The sequence below is a fragment of the Collinsella acetigenes genome (assembly GCF_012844445.1).
Lineage (GTDB): Bacteria > Actinomycetota > Coriobacteriia > Coriobacteriales > Coriobacteriaceae > Collinsella > Collinsella acetigenes.
This window is the reverse complement of record NZ_JABBCP010000001.1, coordinates 650,313-668,329: the sequence shown is the minus strand read 5'-3', so window position 1 is coordinate 668,329 and position 18,017 is coordinate 650,313. Positions and strand designations below refer to the sequence as shown.

Below are 18,017 nucleotides of genomic sequence, written 5' to 3'. Positions count from 1 at the left end.
TGTATACGCACAAGGGCAGGTTGACAAAGTTTGAGGTATATCCAGTTGAGAGTTCATGAACGATGGCGCCAGATGGGTGTGCCAGCGGTTTTCAATCGACCATCTGGGTAGGATTAAAAGCGTTGGACTGTATTGCCCTGGCAGCGACCTCGCTGCATCGCTCGAAAGACGAGACCGCATGAACATGATTCTGCTCTTTGTAGGCGCCGTTATTATCGCCTGCATCCTACTCAAGCCCATCGCAGCCAAACTTCCCTTTCCCACGCTGCTCATCTTTATCGCCCTCGGCATGTTCTTGGGAAGCGGCGGGCCGCTGCATATCAACTTTAACGACTTCAAGGCAACCGAGAGCGTCTGTACCGCAGCCCTTATCTTCATCATGTTCTACGGTGGCTTTAACACCAACATCGAGCGTGCACGCCCGGTGGCCGTCCCCGCCGTCTTGCTCTCCACCGCAGGCGTAGTGATCACCGCCGGCCTCACCGCGGTGTTTGCCCATGTTGCCTTGCGCTTTGATTGGCCGCTGGCGCTCCTTTTGGGCTCCGTCATCTCGTCCACCGACGCCGCAAGCGTTTTCTCCGTCCTGCGCGAGCACCGGCTTTCGCTCAAGGGTGGCACCGACTCGCTGCTCGAGGTCGAGTCCGGCTCCAACGACCCGCTCGCCTACATGCTCACTGCCGTGTTTAGCGCCCTGGCGCTGGGCGAGGCCGTCAACCTGCCCGTGCTCATCGCGCAGCAAATTGTCTTTGGAGCCGCGTTTGGCTTGGCGTTTGGCTGGGTTGGCATGAAGCTTGCCTGCCGCATGAACCTCGAGTCTCAAAGCGAAACCATCGTGCTTATCGCCATCGCGCTGCTCTCGTTTGCGGTGCCCAGCCAGCTGGGCGGCAACGGTTTTCTCTCCGTGTACCTGGCGGGCATCGTGCTGGGCGCCTCGGACATTCCCTCCAAGCGCGAGATGGTGCATGTCTTTGACGTGCTCACCGAGATGGCCGAGATGGCGATCTTCTTTTTGATTGGCCTTTTGGTGACCCCCGCCCGCCTGCCGCAGGCCATTCTGCCGGCACTGGGCCTCGTGCTCTTTATGCTCTTTATTGGCAGGCCAGTGGCGGTGTGCGCGATCATGCCGCCGCGCCCAGGACGTCTGGGCCAGATTGGTCTGGTGTCCTGGGCGGGCCTGCGCGGTGCAGCCTCGGTGGTCTTTGCGCTGTTCACCGTGGTATCCGGCGTGCCGGGCAGCCGCGACCTTTTTGACCTGGTGTTTATGGTCGCCATCATCTCCATCGTGATGCAGGGCTCGCTTTTGCCCGCCGTGGCCAAACGTCTAAAGATGATTGACAAAGCAGGCGACGTAGGCCGCACCTTTAACGATTATCAGGAGGAGACCGACCTTTCGTTTATCAAGCTCAAGGTAGACGCCGGGCACCCCTTTGCCGGACGCAGCCTGGCGCAGATTGGCGAGGCGGCAAGCATGCTCGTCGTCTTGATATTGAGGCATGGCGCCGAACCCGTTATTCCCAACGGCGATACCGTAATCGAGACGGGCGACCTGCTCGTACTTGCCGCGCCCACCTTTGAGGAACGCGCCGGCGTCTCGCTGCGCGAGCATCACATTGGCGAGCATCACCACTGGGCGGGGTGCGCCCTGCACGAGCTGCCACACGGGGGACGGCGTTTTATCGTCGTGCTGCTCAAGCGCGAGGGCGAGACGATTATTCCCAACGGCGATACGCAATTGCTGCCGGGAGACGACGTGGTCATAGCCACTCTGGGATAGAAAAACAGAGGCGGCGGGCGATTGAGTTTTGCCCGCCGCCTCCGTTGCGTTAGCGCACGTTTATGCCCAGCTCTTGCGCGATACGCAAGAGCTCCTGGGGGTCCGCACGCTCAATGCGCGCAAGGTCTATGAGTGCCGGCCCCGCCCCTGCCGCGAACGCCGTGCCGCAGTAGTCCATCAAAAAGGCACGCAGGCCCTCGAAGTCGAGATTGTCGTCGTCGGTGTATGACATGGCTTGAGGCCTCTTTTCCGTACGGGGTCGTTGGTTTTCATTCTAGCCCTGTCTTAGGCTCTGATGTATACTATCACTACAGTGATATAGGAGGAAACATGGAGCTGTGGCACGGGTCGGAAGAGATAGTACGCACGCCCCTTATTGAGCTATGCAAGCCTTTTAACGACTATGGAGCGGGCTTTTATTGCACACACAGCCCCGAGCTTGCGCAGGAGTGGGCCGCAAAATCAATCGGCGGATGTGCATTTGCGAACCTGTACGAGCTCGACACTGCCGGATTAAAGACGCTTGATCTTGAAGGACCGGACTACAACGTGCTCAATTGGCTCGCCGTGCTGTTGGAGCATCGCATCTTCCAGGCAACAACAGCGCTAGCGCAAGCCGCTACGTCCTACATCACAACACAGTTCTCACTCGATATCTCAAACTACGATCTAATTCGCGGTTATCGTGCCGACGACTCTTACTTTTCCTTTGCCCGCGCTTTTGTCTCCAACCAAATATCGCTCGAACAGCTAGAACAGGCTATGCACCTTGGAAAGCTCGGCATCCAAACAGTACTTAAAAGCCCGCGCGCCTTCGAAAGAGTTCGTTTCATCAAAGCCCTAGAAGTAGACACGAACCGATATGCCCCGCTGCGCGCCCAACGAGACTCGCAGGCGCGTGAGGCATTCCAAGCGCTGCGTGTCGAACCGGACCTGACGGGAATATACGTGCGCGACATTCTGGCACGGGAGATGACAAACGATGACTTCAAAAACTTCAACTAGAAGTTCTGCTGCACGAGCCTATAGCCAGCTTTACCTCGAAGACGCCATGTGCTGCCTCGGCGAGTTTTTTGACTACGCCGTCAACGACTACGGCGCAGAGCCGGACGAGGTAGCCGATCTTTTTGAGCTTAGCCGCGTTGGGCGCGCCTTTGGCATGGGCTTGCCCTGGGCGGTTGCAGGCAAATCGGGCTGCGAACTGTTTATCACGCTCTCCCAAGAGCTCGGGCATGAAAACGGTCCCTTTCCCAAGCCCGCGTTTCGCCCCGATAGAACGCCGGAGTACTGGGCAGGATGGATTTCTGCCTATACACAGTGGCGACTTGACGTGAGCTTCGAACAGCTTTTTAGCGCTGTTCCCTTCCTCCAGATCCTCAGTCTTTACAGCCCCTGGCACGAGGCATCCGAGGAACGCGTGGTGCAGCTCATTGTCGATCGAGTTCAGGGTGCCGTGCTCGAGACCCAGCTTGCCCAACTGCGCAAGAACCTGGGCATAAGCCAACGCGAGCTGGCACACCGCTCGGGAGTCTCGCTTAGGTCCATCCAGATGTACGAGCAGCGCAACAAGGACATCAATAAGGCGCAGCTAACGACCGTTCGAAACTTGGCACGCGCACTCGGCTGCGATATCGAAAAGCTCGTCGAGCCCGTCTTTTCTATGGGAGACGTTGCGTAAATGTCTCCCGCTGCCCATGAGCAAAAGGGACTGCATGATTAAGGTGCTTTCCGTTTTCGTTTATCAATCCAAGCCCAACGTATTCGGTAGACCGAAGCTGCAATTTGAACCATAAGGAAATCGGCTCCCTCGAATAAAAGGGCCTTCAAGAGCCGGCCCCTCCCCCGGCATTTTTATGCACAGAATGGAAGACGATAAGACCGAAGGGCGGCCGCAAAAGGCAACGCCGCCAAAGGTGGCAAAACGCCCCGCATCAACTGCAGTCCTATCGAGCGCCCCTACCGAGCGGCCTTGGAGCCTTTTTCCAGTGCCTTCACAGCCTTCGAGAAACCCTCCAGCTGCTGCTTGTCCATACCCGTTGCCAGCTCTTCTGCGGGCTCGGCATAGGCGCGCGCAAGGTTGTCTACATAGTTTTGCCACGCCTTCTCATCAACCTTGACCATACCCTCGCTAAACCGGTCGAGCTTCTTCAAGCCATACCAAAACACGTCTGCAAAATAGATGGGATCGTCATCGAGAATGCCCCGGTAGACGCGCTTGTTAAATCCGCGCATGCGGGCAAGGGCAACATCGAGCGCATCCCCATCGGGAGCGTCGGCTTCCTCGATAACCCGAGGGATTGCCGCGGAAGAAGACGGACGGGCGGGCACCGTGCCGCAGTACTCCCCTATAAGCAGCTCCCCCTCGTACTCGTCGGAAAAATCCGAAACGTAACCGCAGCACTTGCCCAGGCGATTATCCGATCCAAACGCGTTGAACATCCCACTGTCGAGCACAAAGCGACGGTACGACGCATATGCGCGCTTGACCTCGTCGAGCAGCGGCACAAGGTCTGCCGTGCAATAGGTTTGCTTGCATGCGATGCGCGGAGGCTCAGGCAAAATCCGAGGCTCGACCTTGCGGCCCACCAGCTCGTGAGCCCGGGCAGCGCGCATCCTCAAAGCATCCAGCCGCGCCCACTTAGCAGCGCGGATCGCAGCCTCTATCTGCGCATGGAATACCTCGTCGTCATTCAGATCCCCTGCAGCACTGCCATCGCCAAGCTCGCTCTTAAACGACGCCGCAATGGCCCCCGAAAGGTCGCTCGACCGATAGACGTCCTCCCGCACGAGCTCGCGCTCACGGTCTGCCGCATCCGCCTCATTAGCTTCGGGTTCGCAAACCGCAATGGCGCTCAAAGGCTGCACGTCCCGCAACAGCGCAGACCCCGCTGCCGCATATGCGCCGGCAACAAGATCGGCTTGGTCGGTTCGGACCTTTGCCTCGATAAACGCTAGCGTCTGATCAAGGCGCTTGAGCAGCAGCTTGCTATCTTCTATATGCAAAAACGCAGCATAGCGCCTATTCATCTGGATGGGGCCCACCACGCCGGTTCGCGCACGGGCCGCTTTAAGCGCGCGCTGACTGGCCGCAAGAACAAAGTGGTTAATCTCTCGCGCCATTTCCTCGCGGGCCATGCGCTCAGCAAGTTCGACCTCCTGCACAACCGCCTTGAGCACGGTCTTTTGCGCAAATGCTACAAGAGCAGACCGGTCGTTTTGATGCCCCAGCGAGGCACGAAGCGCATCGTTTTCCAAGCAAAACGCACTGCAAAGTTCGCGAAACACGCGGGAGCCATCGTCCACCATATGCCATGCTTCCTCTCACGGATGCCAAGGAGCCCTGCGCACATTGGCAAAGAGACCCCCGCTGTCCGTCCTGTAGCCCTACTGCAGGTCAAGCGCCTTCTTGGCCGCATCGACCGGGTCGTTATCCTGATAGAACACCGGGCTTAGGCCCGTGATGATCTCGGGCGAGACCGCCTGCAGGTCGCGGATACATGCGTAGGGCAGCACGATTCGCTTGGCACCGGCGTTCTTGGCCACGCGCATGATATCCTCGAGCCCGCGAATCTCGTCCATCGTGCCCGACACGCGCAGGATTCCCGGAACGGCAAGCGCCGCCATCACGGGGCGATTTGCCGCCGCCGAGCACAGGCCAACAAACTCTGCAAGCGAGATCTCGTCCGAAAGGCCCTTACCCTGCAGATCGTTATAGAACAGCAGGTAATCCTTGGAGGCGATATGCATACCCGGCGCCACGCGCGAGCCCAGGGTCTCGAAGTTCTCAAACGCAGCATCGAGCGTGTCGTGCACGGGCTTATTGAAGCCCACGCCCTCATGCTTGAGCTTGCACTCTCCGGCAACGGCCTTGTTCTCGAGCTTGTACACCGCAACCTCGCCGCCCTGGGCGCGACCTACGCCAAACACGTGGCCCGGCAGCAGCGGACCGTCGGGAATCAGCGTGTCCTCGCTTTGCTCCGGCACCTGCACCACGCGCACGTCCTGCGGGTTGTCGGCATCCATGTAGCCCAGATTGACATCGATAAACTCCACGCCCGCCATGATCTTAAGCTGTTCCTTTACGCGACGGCGACCCTCGATCGCATAGTCGAGCAGCCACTCGACGTCGTCTTTATCCATGGCCTCGTCGGGGAACAGCAGCTTGGCCAGACCGCCAAAGGTCTTGCGCACGGCAATTTCGTCACGCTTGTTGAAATCGCTGTTGAACCTAAAGAAGCGGTCGATAAGATGCGTGTAGTCGCGACGGCGCATCTCCTTGCAAAACTCCGACAGGCAATCGGTGATAAGGCCGTAGCGCCCCGTAAGCAGGCTCGAGCGCATCTTGGGGATCTCCCATCCGGGCAGATAGTAGTGGATGCGGTCGAAGAACGCCGAGTCGTTGTTGAACTCCGGCGGGAACGGGTCAAAGAGGTGCGTGGTCTTGAGCACGTTTTGCACTGTGTCGTTGATATTGCCCTCGAACACCATCGAGGCATCGGCGTTGATCTGATCGCGGCCGCGCGCGTAGCTGCCGCTTGCCATGTAATCCTTCATGATCTGCACGGCATTGGTGTCGCGAAAGCGCATGCCGGCGACCTCGTCAAACGTCACGCAATCCCAATGGCCCACCAGGCCCACGCGGTCGGCACGCATGGAGTTCATGCGGCCAAAGAGGTTTGCCGTGGTGGTCTGGCCGCCCGAGAGCAAAATCGCGTAGGGCGAGACCTCCTTGTAGATATGGCTCTTGCCCGTACCGCGCGGACCCAGCTCGCACAGGTTGTAGTTATGCTCGATCAGCGGAACCATGCGCTCAACAAAGTGCAGGCGCTCGCGCTCGGTGAGCTCGTTAGGCTCGTAGCCGGCAGAGCGCAGCAGCATGTTGAGCCATTCGTCGCGCGTGAAGTACTGGCGGCACTCGATCATCTCGTCCAGATCGAGGTTGGGCATCTGGATGGGCGTGAGGCTCACCACGCTAAACGGCGAATCCTCGGGCCCACGCTTCTTTTTCTTGGAACGGTTGCGCGCCGGAATCTCGTCGCCAAAGACATCGGCCCCAAACTCATCGAGCTCGGCGTCGGGGCGGCGGTACTCGATGCGCATGATGCACCAGATTCCGCCCTGCAAGATCTTGCTGTAGTTGCGCACGTACTCCGCCGGAATCACAAACGGCTCGATGGTGAGGTTTGCAAACGACGCCACGTAGATGTCCTTGTATTCATCGAGTCGCGCCGAGAGCTTGTCGATGATGGTGTACTGCCCAAGCTCGCGAATCTTGGACTTGATGCGCTCGGACTCGTCGGGGCGCACGTAGTTTTCGGTAAGGATCTTGCGAATACGCTCAAGGCCCTCTTCCACGCCTTCTTCATCGCCGGCGGAACAGTACATGCCCAGTAGATACTCGAGCACAAACGTGGGCACGTTGGCGCTGCGCTTCATAAGGGACGTAAGGTCCTTGCGCACAATCTTGCCGCTAAAGTGGCGCAGCAGCTTGGCGTCGAGGGTATCGGCATCAAAGGCCAGCTCCGAGCTTTCATCCGCCGCGGCGGCCACGGCGTCCCCGGCGTCATCTGCAGCAGCGGCCGCGCCGACAGCACCGTCATCGCCAGGCACTGGCACCTCGGGAACATCCCACAGGTCCTCGTCATCGGTATAGGTGTCGTCCATTGCATATCCTCCTAAAAGCCAAAGTCCACGCCAGGCGCAAACGCGATATCGATCTTGTATTCCTCACGCCAGACAATTGCCCCGGTCTGAACGTCGCGCGCCACCAAGAAGTAGGGTTCCTTGGACGAGAACGCGCATCCTGTCTTAAGGGAGAACCTGATCTTGGTCACGCGCTCCTGCGGGTTTTCCGACTGTCTATCGGCGGCCACCGTCACAACATCGCTTACCGCATTGCCAGAAGCGTCGGTCATGCTCAGCTCGTAGGAGCACGGCAGCGTCTTGCCGCAGGCAGCCTCGTTTTGCAGCAGGCTCACACCAAAGAGCATGCTCGTGATGCGGCGGCTCTCCGAGAGTACACGCAGCGTTGCTTTTTGCGTATCCTCAAACTCCTTGGAAGAGGCGCTCAGACGCCTATAGCCAATCACGGGCACGCACAGTTCCTGCAGGCTCGCACCGCCATGGACATAGCGATGCGTGCCGCCCGGGCGCTTAAAGTGCATGGTCTCCCGCGGGGACAGGCCCACGTAGCGGCCAAGACCCAGGCCGTCCATGTTCATAACGATAAACTGCTCGCGAATATCGTCTGGTAGAGCCGTATCCTCTCCGTGCTTGAGCACCACATGGCGCTTGCCAAACAAGAAAGGATCGTCTGGGAGATCGGCCTTGATAAGGAACTGATGCTCCTCCAGCTCCTGCGCGGTATACAAAAAGCCATGATCGGCAGTAATCACCACGCGCGCAGAAGACGCATCCAGACACACGCGGCGCGTGATGGAAACAAGCTCCTCCACCGTGTCCTCGCACGCCTTGAACACATCGCTTTCTGTAGCCATCTTTTCGCCCGCGGCATCAATCTTGTTGTGGTAGAGATACACAAGCTTGGATTCTTTGAGCAATGCACGGCGCTCCGGGGCAGAGAGCTCCAGATACGCTTCTGCACGCATCGCCCGCGCCGTGGGCTCCACCTTTTGCAGCACGGCCTCGCGCTGCGGAGTGGAAGCGGTGGGCATGCCGTCTGCGGCAACCGTTGCAGCATCCCAATCCAGCGTAAGCCCCTGATGCGGCAGGAGCGCCGCCATACCCATCTCCGTGATGGAGGGAAACAGCGCCTGCATGCTACCGGAGACTACAGAGCCGCCGCGCTCGCGCTCGAGAGCTTGGGCAACCTCTTGCGCCACCTCGTAGCGTAGGGCATCGCTGATGAGCACCACGCACGTCTTTGCCGCACCGGCGTGCGCCGGCAGCGTTTTCCAATAGAACTCGTCTTGACGGTCCGCGCCCTCCACGTAGCCGCAATCGCGCCACTGCGCAGATGCGGCCGAGGTCCAGCAGGCGTTGCTTTGCACCAGATACCAGTTGCGGTAGAGGCCCTCTGCCCATTTCATGGCAGCGTGGACGGCAGCCTCCAGCGCTTCGACGCCCTCGAGCTTGCAGCGCTCGTAGGCGCAGCACAGGTGCCTATAGGCGGCATCCATGCGCCACCAGTTTTGGGTGTAGGCGTCCCATGCGTCCTTGGCATATGCCACATGAAAACCCGAGGCATGCTCTTGCTGGAACGCCCTCATGTCCGTAATGGCAGAAAGGATATCGAAGTAGCAGTCCAGGCGCCCATACCAGGCAAGGCCGCGACGCGCCTCCAGCACCTCGCGGGCATCGGCCACGCGATCTGCACCCTGGGCAAACGATTCCAAAAGCCCTGCGACAAGCACCTCGTTGACGCAGGGGAAGATATCGACCTGCAGGCTCGACTCGAGCGAAAGCTCCTTCAGGCGAGTACGCAGGCCGCAAGAATCCTCGACGATTGAGCAGATTTCAAACAGATCGGCTGTGGCGTCTTTGCCCTGCTGCATCCACTCGCGCACCGCGGTCATGCAATAGGGCTCATAGCCCGCAGCTATATGCGATTCCAGGCCATGCATGGCGGCAGGGTTTTGATACGAGGCCGCCGTGAGCAGCACATGCGCTGCCAGGTGCTCCAACGAATCGCGCTCGGTAAGCGGCTCTGCAAAACCGGTGCGACGTGCAATAAACGAAGACAAACAGCCAAGGGCTTCATAGCGATCGAGCAGCTTGCTAAGCGCATCGGGGCCGCCATGCAGCAGCTCCGCGCAAGTGCTGCGCAGGATAAAGCTCGCCGAGGCATCGTCTGGGGACGCGCCGCCAAAGGTCGCCGCAAGCATACCGAGCTCGATGTCCTCTTTTGTTGCGGGAGCAGTCATACACGCCGAGAACCTGCGCACGCGATCTTTGGCCAAGAAGAACACCTTGTGCTCCCCCAGCACCTCGCGCACGGCCTCGGGGTTGGTTGCGCCCAGCTGATCGGCCAACAAGGAGAGATAGTCGGCCTGAAAATGATCGGCATAGAGCTCGACATCGGCCAGCCAATCGCCTTCCAAGGAGCCGCGAGCGCAGGGGCGATACAGCAGGATGTCGCTTGTGGTATCGCCTCGTGCAATCATGCGCTTGACCTCAAACATCACACCGTCACGCGCCTCCACAAAGCGTACGGGGCGCGCAAAGTCGCCCCCAGCGGGCATCACACCGTCTACGGCGCCCGCGCCATCAAAGCCCTCGCGCGAAAGCCCTTCAAAACGCTCGGCAAACTCGCTCTCGGCATCGTGCCATGTCACCACCCGGCGGGCCTGAAAGTCCGGCAGCGGCTGCAAAAAGCGCTGCTTGAGCTCTTCCATCACGTCAATCTTTGGCATCTGAATTCCCCAAAGTCGGTTTTATTTAATCTTTGCCAACACGTCTTGGAACTTAGCGTAGTTAACCTTCACGCCGTCGTCCAAGTCAATCTTGATCATCTGGTCGGCCAGGTGATGAAGCTTCTCCTCATAGGCAACGGTCTCGGCCAGCTGGTCTTTTAGCTTCTTGATGCGCTTGGTCAAGGCCACTTTCTCGCCCTTTTGGGCCGTAGCCAAAGCGTCCTCGGCGTCGCCGATCTGCGAACGATACCGCTCCTGCTGTTCATGCACGTAGTCGGTACGGATGCGCGCCAGAAGATCCGGCGTGTAGCGATGCATGTAGACCAGTGCGGTAAAACCGTTTTTCTTGCCAGAGTCAAAGAGCCAGTAAATGGGGCGCTTCTTGTACGTCTGGCAATGGTCCTTGTAAAAATCCTTCAAGAAGTAGGTGCGAATCACCTCGCGCGAGGAGCCCCTGCCGCCCAGGGCCTCGGCAATAAAGGCCAGGTTCTGCTCGAGCGTCTCCTCGCCGTAAACAGTGCGCACAAAGTCGATAAAGTAGCGCACGATGTCGTCGTCAAAGTACTCGTCGTCGGTAATGGGCAAAACGTTATCTGCATCGGGCATAAACGTCACGTGCTCGGGGTTGGGCATCTTGGCCAGATAGTCGGCCACGGCGGCGCCTTGATCTGCCAGCACCAGGCCATCGACATCGAGCGAATAGCGGCCAAACATGCAGACCACGGCATAGCTTATGAGCGAGGCAATCTCGTCGCGCTTGGTGCGCACGTATTTGTTGCCCTTGTAGCTCTCCGGGATCTCTTCTGCCGTATCGAAGATGCGCGCCACCGAAACGTACTTGTCCTCGACCTCGATGGGCACCTCGCCCTCCATGTTATAGATCTTGGCAAAGATTCGGTTGAGCTCCTCCTCGTTGGCGCGAAGCTGCTCAAAGCGAGCATTAACCTCCGTCTTGCGAGCTTCGTATTTATCGGCGAGCAATGTTGCCATATCTCTATTCCATCCAATCCGAGTCAATTAAAAACCCGACCAAACGCAGTTAAGTCAACATAGACAAGCATACCCGACAGCAAAGCATAAAGCGCCCTATGCAGAGCATTCGCAAGCACCATTTTGAGAGCCCCACTGCGAGCAAACCCTGTTTAGCCGTCGGCATGTATTAACTTACTCCACCAGCTCCCCCATTTGTTGAGCAACGAGCGCGAGCAGAAGAAGAGCGATCACCGTCGCTATTTGCTTCACCCCCAAACCAGCGTGCATAAAGAGAGCCCCCATTTCTAATGCCGAAGAAATGGGAGACAGTTCATTCGCCAATAACAAATAGACACAGGAGACAACATGCGAAAGATGGATGGCGAAACAGCGCCGAATGTGCGCGAGAAAACGTTCGGGACCTATGGAGAGCTCGTTGCAGCGTGGGCACAAGAACGAGAACTCTTAAGGGAAGTTGCGCCCTGCACAGCAAGGAAATCCGCACAGAAGGCGATGCTCTTCGGGCGGTGGATAGGCACCTTGGTGCCGGATGAGGTCGACTCGCGGCAGATAACGCTCGCCCTGTGCGAGCTGGGAAGAAGCGGCGGCAGAAAGGGTACAGGGTTGTCCTCGGCAACGCTCAGGGCAGCGCATCTGGCGGGAAGCCAGGCTTACAGCTGGGGAATCAGCCTGGGCGCAGTCTCGAGCAACCCATTCTCGCAAGTTCCCCGGCCTAAGGCGAACTACCGTCAGTCGCGCTTCCTCACCATGCCACAGGCGACTAAGCTGACAAAGCTCATGGTGGACAACTTCAAAAGGGAGATCACCAAAGGAAACATGCGACGGGCATCGTTCTCGCTTGCGGTGTGCATCGCGCTTTCGACGGGGCTTCGCCGCGGCGAGATCTTCGCCCTCACATGGGACGACTTCGACGAGGGCATCTTCAGGCTGAGCATCGCCAAGGCAGTAAAGGCAGACGGCGTCATCGGAGCGCCCAAGACCGCCAGCGGCATTCGCAGCGTCGCAGTGGGATACAGCCTCTCGAACCTTCTGGCAGAGTTCAAAGAATGGCAGCGATTGCGGCTGCTCAATGCTGAAAACCCTTTGCCCAAAAGTATCATATGCGATAGCGATGGCCACCGCCCCAGCATGGACTCCTTCGAACACTGGTGGAGGAAATGGGCCGACAGAAACGGCTTCGAGAAGCTGCGCTTTCATGAACTGAGACATACCCACGCCACGCTACTCATCTCGCGCGGAGTGGACATCAAGACAGTTCAAATGAGACTTGGCCACTCATCTGCGGACATCACGATGAGCTGCTATGCGCATGCCATCCCGCTCTCTGACGGAGCAGCTGCCATCTCGCTCGACTCGACCCTGTTCTGCGAAGGCTAAGCAACCTGTATCAAAGGCCACAAATGCCAGGATCCTTGCACTTGCGGGAACCTGGCAGATTTGAGAAATTGCACGGAAAGACCCGGTGCAACTATTCAATCTCCCCCATGACTCACCTAGGAACAAAAGCGCCTGGCGCCATTGGCGGCGAAATCGCATCAACAACTGTCACCGTATTCACCAACGTTAAAAACGATGGCGACGGGACCTACTTCAGGCTCGTTGATATGGGAGCAGAAGAAGAAAAAGGCAGGAATCTTGGAGGCCCTTGCGGACTCCGACTGCGGCTGGTTCTACCGCCGCGACGCCGACACCTTCAAGCAGATCCCCGGCACCCCCATAGCCTACTGGATGCCCGCTTCTTTAGTAGGGGCATTTAATGAGGGACGTTCAATTGACGTAGATTCCGACTATACGGGCAGTCCAAATATTACAGGGGATAACGGTAAGTACCTAAGGTTTCACTGGGAAATCGCGCAAAGTCGCAAAGAGGGTAAATGGAGAACTTATTCTAAGGGAGGCGAGTTTAGGCGCTGGTACGGCAACTTAATTCATGTAGTTGATTGGGGTAATCCTGCTCGTCAGTTTTATTGCAATAATAAAACCTCTACGCTTTTGCCTGAAAAATATTGGTATCAAGGCGGCATAACTTACACCATGCTAACCTCTGGTAAAGCATGCTTCCGCTATATTCAAAATGGTTGTATTTGGGATAAGTCCGGTCCCGTAATCTGCCGTCTAGGGAATCATTTTAAAACCTGGCTTGCGTTCCTTAATTCTCATGTTGCTCAACAATGCCTTGACGCCCTCAATCCAACTATGAATTTGCAGGTTAAGGATGTTAAGTCCCTTCCTCTCTTGCACGAGTGCGATGAGGTTGAGGGCTCTGCGCTTGTTGATGAGTGTGTTGCTATATCTAAGTCCGACTGGGACTCGTTTGAAACCTCCTGGGGTTTCAAACGCCATCCTTTGGTATAGGTGGCGTTTATGGCAAAAGTTATGATTTCACAGTATCAGAAGTCTATTCGGGAAGCCGGGATTTGAGAATCTCATTGCTAACCGCGTTGAATGATTTATTAAGGACCTTGACGAGATATTCCGGAGCATCTTTAACAAGGTTGGATACTAGTTTTTGAAGGCTTCCCCACGGGGGTTTGACAGATAAACAGGCTTATAAGAGGCAGGAATAAGCTCGCTGCTAGAAGAGTCAAGCTTGTTTTGATAAAAACCAATTAGGGCATCATAGAGGATATCTTTCTGTCAGTAGAAAGTATCTTGAGTAAAGCTCGGACCAGACTTGAAGCCAAGATCAACCTCGGCTCCAGCTCCTACTATCAGCACTCTTTTCATGATAATCCTCTCGCATCGCGCCTTTTGAGGTTAGATCAGCGGGCTGCACTTGAAGTCCCAAGAAGTTTCAAGCGAGTCCCAATCATGTTTGGAAACAAACACGCATTCGTTCGTCATCGCATCAATTTCAACGCCCGTCTCATTTGCAGCATCCAAATAAGGCAGCTTTGCAATGTCCCCCGCATTGCAATGCAGCGTGGGGGAAATAAACTTAAGAAAACTCTCTGCCGATGATGAGTTAAGAAATCCCGCTATTCTACAAAGAAGGTCCTTCTTGGGAAAAGCGCTAATACCGACATGGTCGAACATCAGCCCCGGACCGTTCAATCGAAATGAATTACCCCCACTCGTAATATCGCTCCAAGAAACAGACTCCTCCCCCTGCAGCGAGAGGTTTACGGGTCGATATCCAGGTAATTCAGACATTTTTACTTGAGCGTTACCATCAAAATTCATTACATTTTCTAGATTTCCATACCACTTCCTATATGCGCCTCCCTTGTTGCACAAAAACCAAGACGCTCCTAGAGAATCGGCTCGTCCAGTTTTCGATAAACAGCATTCCCACCAGAAGTGAATAAATCCATCATTATTACCAGTCGTAATTCCGGCCTTTGGATTTGCTACCGTACTAAGCAATCTTCCTTTTTCATATGAAGAGAGAGCGCCCGCTCCGGCCCAGTAGGCTATGGGGGTGCCGGGGATCTGCTTGAAGGTGTCGGCGTCGCGGCGGTAGAACCAGCCGCAGTCGGAGTCCGCAAGGGCCTCCAAGTATCCGGTGGATATATTCATAGCACATCTGCTCAAATCTAATCACTATCTGCTCACTCAAGACGCGTTTCGAATCAAATCTGCTCAAAATGATGTGATTATGAGCCGATTTAGTTAAAATGAGCCGAAACAGATGGGAGGAACCATGAACACCGGAAGATTTAATATCGACGAATTCGTCAGCTTCGCAAGGAGGATCAACAGCGATACTGCCGATGTCGAAGTTAAGACGGCGTCGATGGCCCTTCCCAAAGACATCGTGGAGACGCTTTCCGCCTTCGCAAACTGCTCGGGTGGAACCGTGGTGTGCGGCCTCTCCGAAAAGGAGGGGTTCGTTCCAGTCGAGGGCTTTGACGCAAAGAGAATTTCCGAAGCGCTTTCCTAAGCGTGCGCCGACAAGATGGAGCCGCCCGTGCGTGCGAACATCCAGATCGAGGAGTTCGAGGATTCGCTTCTGGTCGTGGCGCATATTCCTGAAATCGAACCATTCAGAAAGCCCTGCTACATCAAGGCGCGCGGCCCTTACGACGGCTCGTTCTTCAGGACGGGCGAAGGCGACAGGAAGCTATCCCGTTACGAGGTCGATCGACTCATGGAGGAACGCCGGCAACCCCGATACGACGCCCAGGTGGTGGAAGGCGCCGACGTATCGGAGCTTGACTCGGAGCTGGTAGACGGCTTTCTCAGGCGAGAGCGCGCCGCATCACCCCGCGTGTTCGCCCGGCTGTCTAATGAGGACGCACTTCTCACCATGGGGGCGACGGGACGCGGGCTTGACGGAGAATTGAAGCCGACGCTTGCCGGTCTCATGGCGCTCGGCAGGCACCCCCAGAAGCATTTCCCCAGAGCAAACGTGACCTTCGCGGTCTTCCCGGGGAATTCGAAGGAGGAGCTCTCCCAGGATGGTGCTCGCTTCCTTGACTCAAGGACGATCATAGGCCCCATACCCGTCATGGTATCCGAGACGCTAGCCGCGATGCGTCGCAACATGCGCGTTGTGTCCTACGTTGAAGGGGGATCGCGCCGGGATGTTGCCGAATACCCGGAAGTCGCAATCCGCGAAGCCGTGGCAAATGCTCTGATGCATCGCGACTATTCGCAGGAAGGCATGGCGTCCCAGGTTCAGGTGAACATGTTCGACGATCGCATCGAAGTGGTTAGCCCCGGCGGGCTTTACGGAACCGTGACCGTCGACAATATAGGGGAATATGGCTCGTCTTCCAGCAGGAATCAGTTCCTCTCGCGAATCTTGGAGAGCACTCCTTATCCGGAAGATTCTCCGGAGCACGGCTATGTCGTCGAAAACAAAGGAACGGGCTTTGTCCAGATTCAGGCCGCGCTCAAAAACCAGGGGATGAATCCGGCCGAGCCGGCTGACAGTATCTCCCTCTTCGTGGTAACCATGAGAAAGAAGGCCGGCGTTGGTGCGGCCCCCTCTTTTTCGAAAGCTCTTGGAGGCGCAGCGAAAGGCGAATCTGACCCAATCTTGGATTTTGTCCGGGCAAATGGATCGGCTGCATCATCCGAGATTTCGGAGGTGCTTGGGGTATCGCGATCGACTGCGAATCGACGCATCAAGAAGCTGGTGAAACTGGGCGCTCTAACAACCAACGGAGGCCAAGGTCGCTCCATTCGGTACCTTTTGCCGCGGTAGGTAATGAGCAGGAATCTTGGAAGCCCTTGTGGGCCCTGAATGTGGATGGTTCTACCGCCGTGACGCCGATGTCTTCAAACAGATCCCCGGCACCCCCCCATAGCCCACTGGGCCAGCTGAGGTAGCCGGGGCACGTCTTTTTGCGGAGCTGAACGAGCTTCGATGCATCTAGGCCTTCTGTAACTGCTCCATTGCCGGAAATAGGAAATTTGTGCGGCGAGCTTCGTCGCGACCAAATCTGGTTTGTCGAGAAAGATCAGCAGAGCGGTTCTTCCGATATCTATCTGCTCTCCTCTTTCTCCCCAAGAAAGGACGAAAGCCTCATCAACAGTTACCTCTATGGTGCCTACGGAGCAGTTTCCTACGTTGAGAAGGTGTCCTAAACGGCCAGAAAGGGCGAGTCCAAACGAAGCCGGTACGAGCGCAAGCGCGCTTCAACGCGACCGAGACGTGCGCAGCGGCCGCCAATGCAATAGTTTCCGATTGTCGCGACATAAAAATAGGGGGCGTCTCTTTCAGAGAAGCCCCCTACAAAACGGTCGAGCCGTTTTTCTTATGACAGGTATTTTGCACTTCGCACTTCAAAAACGCAAGGAAGTTAGGACCGTCGAAGCATGTTCGGGCTGGTCTACTCCTCAAGCCGCCTAATCTCTTCCCAAATCTTGCAGTATGCCTTTTCCAATCACCGCCAATTACTTTACATGGTTCGCACTCGACGTGAAGGACATCGAAAGGACTAAAATCATATGGTCTTTCTTCGGCAATAAGAGGGAAGTAGATAATTCGATTCGTTATTTTTCCGCACATATCCCGATCAGCTAACAGCTGGGCTCTCCTCATGAGAAGCCACCAAATATCGAGTTCGTCCGACGATAGACCTAAGCCGACAATATAGATATTAGAGTTAAAGAAAAGTTCGGCCCAAGTCTTTTTCCAGCCAGGCCCCCTAGTAAGCACATTCGAATCAATCAGACGACCAAGACTTGAACCGTCCTGACTAGACTCACCGTCAGATAGCAATTCCATTGTTTTAGCCAAATTATCAATATATTTAGTAATACCCAAGCAGATGCTTTTTGGATACGAGATTTCCCCATGAATGTGATGGATGTCAAAAGCGTCGATTACTTTATTTCTCTTATCGCTTGCCCTCGTCTCAAACGTGTAGTGTTCTTCAATTTGTTTGCCAAATAAGGGAGATGAGGCCCCATGAATAAGAGCATTTTCAAGGTTGTAGTCATAATTAGTCGTCAAAATTGTTTTGACGCCAGAATCGAGTATGGAAACGAAAAGATCAGAGTTTTCGATTGCAATCTGAGCGGTGTCGAGACGCTTCAAGCAATCTAGCACTCTTTTCGATACGCTGTCGTCACCATAGCGGCCCTTTGCCTCGCAAAGGATTGCATCATACTTCAGCAATGAATTGACCGACGAGCCCAATTTGCTAAAGAACTCACTTTCGATACCCTGCAACAAGTCGACCCAAGAAGGGTAGCCCTTGAGACACCGATTCAAACCGTTGCCCAGTAAAATTGCACTCATGGTACGACTCCCTTGCTCATAATGTGCAGATATCGAAATCGTTATTAACAAATATCGGCAAGAAGTTTGGCCGTGGCCGTCGCCAAACCATAAAGATATCCAAATCGGGCACAGCTTTCACGGGTAGCAAGCCGACCTTTAACCTCAATCATTTCCTTCCCGAATATATGGATTCTCGAATTGC

15 protein-coding genes are annotated in these 18,017 nt (G+C 56.0%); 8 read left to right on the top strand and 7 right to left on the bottom strand.

Going from position 1 to position 18,017, the window contains the following annotated elements; translation table 11 throughout:
* The first annotated feature begins 178 nt into the window (after nucleotides 1-178).
* Nucleotides 179-1,774: a potassium/proton antiporter gene (locus tag HF320_RS02915; RefSeq protein ID WP_169276949.1), complete on the top strand. Its 1,596-nt coding sequence runs from the start codon at nucleotides 179-181 to the stop codon at nucleotides 1,772-1,774.
* Between the two features lie 49 nt (nucleotides 1,775-1,823).
* Here HF320_RS02915 and HF320_RS02910 read toward each other — a convergent pair whose 3' ends face one another.
* On the bottom strand, nucleotides 1,824-2,006 hold the full coding sequence (locus HF320_RS02910; protein WP_169276948.1) for a hypothetical protein: 183 nt from the start codon (nucleotides 2,004-2,006) through the stop codon (nucleotides 1,824-1,826).
* A gap of 98 nt (nucleotides 2,007-2,104) precedes the next feature.
* On the opposite strand from HF320_RS02910, the gene HF320_RS02905 reads away from it, so the two are divergent.
* Both HF320_RS02905 and HF320_RS02900 read left to right on the top strand, forming a co-directional pair.
* A complete protein-coding gene (locus HF320_RS02905) occupies nucleotides 2,105-2,779 on the top strand; it encodes a DUF3990 domain-containing protein (RefSeq protein ID WP_169276947.1) in 675 nt (224 codons plus the stop codon).
* On the top strand, nucleotides 2,757-3,452 hold the full coding sequence (locus tag HF320_RS02900) for a helix-turn-helix domain-containing protein (RefSeq protein ID WP_248276556.1): 696 nt from the start codon (nucleotides 2,757-2,759) through the stop codon (nucleotides 3,450-3,452). Before HF320_RS02905 ends, HF320_RS02900 begins: the two co-directional genes overlap by 23 nt.
* 278 nt (nucleotides 3,453-3,730) lie before the next feature.
* Here HF320_RS02900 and HF320_RS02895 read toward each other — a convergent pair whose 3' ends face one another.
* The 4 genes from HF320_RS02895 to HF320_RS02880 form a co-directional block, all read right to left on the bottom strand.
* Nucleotides 3,731-5,080, bottom strand: a complete 1,350-nt coding sequence (locus HF320_RS02895) for a hypothetical protein (protein ID WP_169276946.1) — start codon at nucleotides 5,078-5,080, stop codon at nucleotides 3,731-3,733.
* 78 nt (nucleotides 5,081-5,158) lie between these two features.
* Nucleotides 5,159-7,438, bottom strand: a complete 2,280-nt coding sequence (gene brxL / locus HF320_RS02890; protein WP_169276945.1) for a protease Lon-related BREX system protein BrxL — start codon at nucleotides 7,436-7,438, stop codon at nucleotides 5,159-5,161.
* Nucleotides 7,439-7,449: 11 nt separating this feature from the next.
* Nucleotides 7,450-10,146, bottom strand: coding sequence for a BREX-1 system phosphatase PglZ type A (pglZ, locus tag HF320_RS02885; RefSeq protein ID WP_169276944.1), 2,697 nt, complete (start codon nucleotides 10,144-10,146; stop codon nucleotides 7,450-7,452).
* 21 nt (nucleotides 10,147-10,167) lie between these two features.
* Nucleotides 10,168-11,136, bottom strand: coding sequence for a BREX-1 system adenine-specific DNA-methyltransferase PglX (locus HF320_RS02880; protein WP_169276943.1), 969 nt, complete (start codon nucleotides 11,134-11,136; stop codon nucleotides 10,168-10,170).
* Between the two features lie 348 nt (nucleotides 11,137-11,484).
* Between HF320_RS02880 and HF320_RS02875 the strand changes: the two genes are divergently transcribed.
* The gene (locus HF320_RS02875; RefSeq protein ID WP_169276942.1) at nucleotides 11,485-12,516 is read left to right on the top strand and encodes a tyrosine-type recombinase/integrase; all 1,032 of its coding nucleotides are present in this window, start codon (nucleotides 11,485-11,487) and stop codon (nucleotides 12,514-12,516) included.
* A gap of 141 nt (nucleotides 12,517-12,657) precedes the next feature.
* A complete protein-coding gene (locus HF320_RS02870; protein WP_169276941.1) occupies nucleotides 12,658-13,494 on the top strand; it encodes a BREX-1 system adenine-specific DNA-methyltransferase PglX in 837 nt (278 codons plus the stop codon).
* A gap of 402 nt (nucleotides 13,495-13,896) precedes the next feature.
* Here the strand turns inward: HF320_RS02870 and HF320_RS02865 are convergent, their stop codons facing one another.
* Nucleotides 13,897-14,658, bottom strand: coding sequence for a BREX-1 system adenine-specific DNA-methyltransferase PglX (locus tag HF320_RS02865; RefSeq protein ID WP_169276940.1), 762 nt, complete (start codon nucleotides 14,656-14,658; stop codon nucleotides 13,897-13,899).
* Between the two features lie 124 nt (nucleotides 14,659-14,782).
* On the opposite strand from HF320_RS02865, the gene HF320_RS02860 reads away from it, so the two are divergent.
* From HF320_RS02860 to HF320_RS02850, 3 genes are all read left to right on the top strand, one after another.
* Nucleotides 14,783-15,022 (top strand): AlbA family DNA-binding domain-containing protein, encoded by a 240-nt coding sequence (locus HF320_RS02860; protein WP_169276939.1) that lies wholly within the window; start codon nucleotides 14,783-14,785, stop codon nucleotides 15,020-15,022.
* 27 nt (nucleotides 15,023-15,049) lie between these two features.
* Nucleotides 15,050-16,291 carry an ATP-binding protein gene (locus HF320_RS09170; RefSeq protein WP_169276938.1) on the top strand — a complete coding sequence of 414 codons (1,242 nt, stop codon included), beginning with the start codon at nucleotides 15,050-15,052 and terminating at the stop codon, nucleotides 16,289-16,291.
* Nucleotides 16,292-16,500: 209 nt separating this feature from the next.
* Nucleotides 16,501-16,674 carry an AAA family ATPase gene (locus HF320_RS02850; RefSeq protein ID WP_169276937.1) on the top strand — a complete coding sequence of 58 codons (174 nt, stop codon included), beginning with the start codon at nucleotides 16,501-16,503 and terminating at the stop codon, nucleotides 16,672-16,674.
* Nucleotides 16,675-16,819: 145 nt separating this feature from the next.
* On the opposite strand, the gene HF320_RS02845 is transcribed toward HF320_RS02850, so the two are convergent.
* Nucleotides 16,820-17,833: an SIR2 family protein gene (locus HF320_RS02845; protein WP_169276936.1), complete on the bottom strand. Its 1,014-nt coding sequence runs from the start codon at nucleotides 17,831-17,833 to the stop codon at nucleotides 16,820-16,822.
* Nucleotides 17,834-18,017 lie beyond the last annotated feature (184 nt).

Coding starts and splice junctions, on each gene's coding strand:
- HF320_RS02860 (WP_169276939.1), top strand. CDS start 14,783: ATGAACACCGGAAGATTTAATATCGACGAATTCGTCAGCTTCGCAAGG.
- HF320_RS02875 (WP_169276942.1), top strand. CDS start 11,485: ATGCGAAAGATGGATGGCGAAACAGCGCCGAATGTGCGCGAGAAAACG.
- HF320_RS02895 (WP_169276946.1), bottom strand. CDS start 5,080: ATGGTGGACGATGGCTCCCGCGTGTTTCGCGAACTTTGCAGTGCGTTT.
- HF320_RS02865 (WP_169276940.1), bottom strand. CDS start 14,658: ATGAATATATCCACCGGATACTTGGAGGCCCTTGCGGACTCCGACTGC.
- HF320_RS02880 (WP_169276943.1), bottom strand. CDS start 11,136: ATGGCAACATTGCTCGCCGATAAATACGAAGCTCGCAAGACGGAGGTT.
- pglZ (WP_169276944.1), bottom strand. CDS start 10,146: ATGCCAAAGATTGACGTGATGGAAGAGCTCAAGCAGCGCTTTTTGCAG.
- HF320_RS02915 (WP_169276949.1), top strand. CDS start 179: ATGAACATGATTCTGCTCTTTGTAGGCGCCGTTATTATCGCCTGCATC.
- HF320_RS02905 (WP_169276947.1), top strand. CDS start 2,105: ATGGAGCTGTGGCACGGGTCGGAAGAGATAGTACGCACGCCCCTTATT.
- HF320_RS02845 (WP_169276936.1), bottom strand. CDS start 17,833: ATGAGTGCAATTTTACTGGGCAACGGTTTGAATCGGTGTCTCAAGGGC.
- HF320_RS02900 (WP_248276556.1), top strand. CDS start 2,757: ATGACTTCAAAAACTTCAACTAGAAGTTCTGCTGCACGAGCCTATAGC.
- brxL (WP_169276945.1), bottom strand. CDS start 7,438: ATGGACGACACCTATACCGATGACGAGGACCTGTGGGATGTTCCCGAG.
- HF320_RS02910 (WP_169276948.1), bottom strand. CDS start 2,006: ATGTCATACACCGACGACGACAATCTCGACTTCGAGGGCCTGCGTGCC.